The organism is Arsenophonus endosymbiont of Apis mellifera (assembly GCF_903968575.1).
Classification (GTDB): Bacteria; Pseudomonadota; Gammaproteobacteria; order Enterobacterales; family Enterobacteriaceae; genus Arsenophonus; species Arsenophonus apicola.
In genome coordinates this window covers 1-2,587 of sequence record NZ_CAJCFU010000065.1, presented here as the reverse complement: position 1 = coordinate 2,587, position 2,587 = coordinate 1, and the positions used below count along the sequence as shown (strand labels likewise).

The following is a 2,587-nucleotide window of genomic DNA, read 5'->3' as shown; positions in this document are numbered from 1 at the left end:
TACAACGATTATCTGGTTGCCTACAACGAGGAAGTGGGTGACAGACTACCCCACGCTGTTGAAGCCAATCCCAAGCGTAAAACCCGTTTGAAGAAAATTGTTGGCTTACTGGCTAATCCAAACCTAGATGGCTGGCGAGCCTACGTGAGAGCATTCGTTGGCATGGCAAAGCCGTTTTACTTTGGTGAGAACAACACGGGCTGGACAGCGGATATTGATTACCTGCTGAGAGAAACCACGCTAACAGGCGTTCGTGAAGGGAAGTTTGCCGATAGGGGGTATTAACATGGTCAACTATCAACTTGAGGCAAGCGTGATAGGGGGTTTGCTGATTTCAGGTTTAACGCCAGACGCCAGTGATGTATTGTCTACGCTTGAGCCTAATGCTTTTTCCTCCCATTTCTGTCGTGAAATCTACAAAATAATTCAATGCCAGGCTAAAACCAGAAGCATGATTGATATGGTGATGGTGGCTGAACAGATGGGAAAGGGTAATTTTATTCAGGTTATGTCGATGGCTAAAGATTGCCCGAGTGCAGCCAATTTGAAAGGTTATGCAAAAATGGTTGCTGAGAATTATCAACGACGGGAATTTTTAGCGATGATAAATTCGGTCAAGGATGTTGTTGCTAATGGGTCTATCCAGTCAGCCACGCAGGCTATTGATGATTTTTTGTCGAAAGCGACAAAATTGCGAACTTCGAAAGAAGAAATCAAGCCTGTAAATTTGAAGGAACTTATTAGTGATTACACCGAGTTACTGGAAAATCGTCTACAAAACGGTGAACAGTCAAGCGCCTTAAAAACAGGTATAAGTGAGCTGGATGAGATAACGGGAGGTATTAATCCGGTGGATTTAGTGATTGTTGCTGCCAGACCGGGTATGGGGAAAACCGAATTTGCATTGAAGATTGCCAGAAGTGTTGCCAGTCAGGAAATCAGGGACATAAATCAGCGGCGTGGCGTGCTTATTTTTTCAATGGAAATGGATTCAGGCCAAATCATTGAAAGACAGATTGCCCAGGCGTCAAATCTCCCCGTTTCAATGTTGAGAAATCCCTCACGATTAGAGCAGGAACACTGGAATAAGATAACTGGTGCGATTGGTTTGTTGCATGATTTAGATGTATGGATAGTGGATGCAAGTAAACTTACTGTTGAGCAGATAGCCTCTGTTGCCACCAGACAAAAAAAAGAATATCCCCAACTGTCGTTAATCATGGTTGATTACCTCGGATTAATTGATAAACCGAGAGCTGAACGAAATGACCTTGCGATAGCGCATATTTCCGCGAATTTGAAACGGCTGGCAAAAACATTAAAAACGCCCGTAATCTCATTGAGCCAGTTATCAAGAGAGGTTGAAAAGCGGACAAACAAGCGCCCAGTTAACGCTGATTTACGGGATTCTGGCAACGTTGAGCAAGATGCAGACAGCATTATCATGCTGTATCGTGACGGGGTTTATAACGAAAATTCACCCTCAGCGAAGTATGCTGAAATTATTGTAACCAAAAATCGATTTGGCAAAACGGGTACGGTTTATCAGGAGTTTAAAAACGGTCATTTTATCGATACCAATCAACAGGAAGCAGGAGCAATCTCACAATCATCTCATCAACAAAGTTTAAGGCGCTACGCTCAAGGCGCAACGATTTAATCAGGACCCCCCCAATGAAATACCAAATTGAAGCAACCCTTGTTAAGGATGGCGGCGAACCTGTGCATTGGCAGCGCTTTAGCGACAGAGCACTATCAGAAAAAGATTGCCTGAAAATGTTATCCCAGCCGTCCATGTTCAAAATGCAATTTAGCGAGCTTGATTACTACTGGACTGCTGTCAATCTAAAAGCTGGAAAGCCAGCTCAAATCAAGTTGATAAATTTTATCTGTAAGGAGATTTAAAGTGATTGTGAAAACAAGCGAGCTTAAAGACTGTCCGTTTTGTGGAAGTAATGATTGCTTGATTTGCACAATGAATGGGACACCAACAGTGAGGTTTGCTGATGGTTATCAGGCTTTATGTCTGAAATGCGGAGTAAGAACGGCCTGGCATTCAAAAAGAAAAGAGGCGGTGAAAATTTGGAACAAGAGAGTTGATAATGAGTGAAATCATGATTTTGTTATTGGGTGGCTGCTGGCTATTTATGTTACTCGGTATCAGTGTGACTGCGGGAATCTTTCTCTATGAAGAAAACGTCGAATTTCTCATTGCAAAGTTTATATCGATGCTAGCTTTCGCCTGTTGTATGGTTTTGGGTGTTTATTTCATGTATCAGTATTTTTCTAATTTATAACATGGAGAAATATGGAAGAAAACTTACTCTTCCACGAATCAACTAAACAATCCGTCTGGCAAACTTTAAAAGCTGTTCTTGCAACAAACCAACCGCATCAACTTGTTATCAAGCCCTTCAAGCAGACTCGAAGCCTATCGCAAAATGCACTTTTTCATTTGTGGGCATCTGAGATAAGCAAATATCTGTGTGCAAATGACGCTAATTACACTCCAGAGCAGGTGAAAGAAATGTTGAAACATACATTCTTAGGTTATGAAGTTGTAGAGCGTATCGATGTGACCACACAG

5 protein-coding genes and 1 pseudogene are annotated in these 2,587 nt (G+C 42.1%); all 6 read left to right on the top strand.

What is annotated here, in order from left to right; genetic code table 11:
* Nucleotides 1-285, top strand: a pseudogene (locus H1X92_RS10860) (replication protein); the annotation flags it as partial.
* Nucleotide 286: 1 nt separating this feature from the next.
* Nucleotides 287-1,660 (top strand): replicative DNA helicase, encoded by a 1,374-nt coding sequence (locus tag H1X92_RS10855; protein ID WP_180560101.1) that lies wholly within the window; start codon nt 287-289, stop codon nt 1,658-1,660.
* A gap of 14 nt (nt 1,661-1,674) precedes the next feature.
* Nucleotides 1,675-1,905: a DUF1187 family protein gene (locus tag H1X92_RS10850; RefSeq protein WP_180560168.1), complete on the top strand. Its 231-nt coding sequence runs from the start codon at nt 1,675-1,677 to the stop codon at nt 1,903-1,905.
* Nucleotide 1,906: 1 nt separating this feature from the next.
* Nucleotides 1,907-2,110, top strand: a complete 204-nt coding sequence (locus H1X92_RS16255) for a Lar family restriction alleviation protein (RefSeq protein WP_180560167.1) — start codon at nt 1,907-1,909, stop codon at nt 2,108-2,110.
* Entirely contained in the window at nt 2,103-2,297 is a 195-nt protein-coding gene (locus H1X92_RS10840) for a hypothetical protein (protein ID WP_180560166.1), read from the top strand. Before H1X92_RS16255 ends, H1X92_RS10840 begins: the two co-directional genes overlap by 8 nt.
* An 11-nt stretch (nt 2,298-2,308) precedes the next feature.
* A partial coding sequence (locus H1X92_RS10835; RefSeq protein ID WP_180560165.1) for a recombination protein NinB occupies nt 2,309-2,587 on the top strand: 279 nt, incomplete at its 3' end.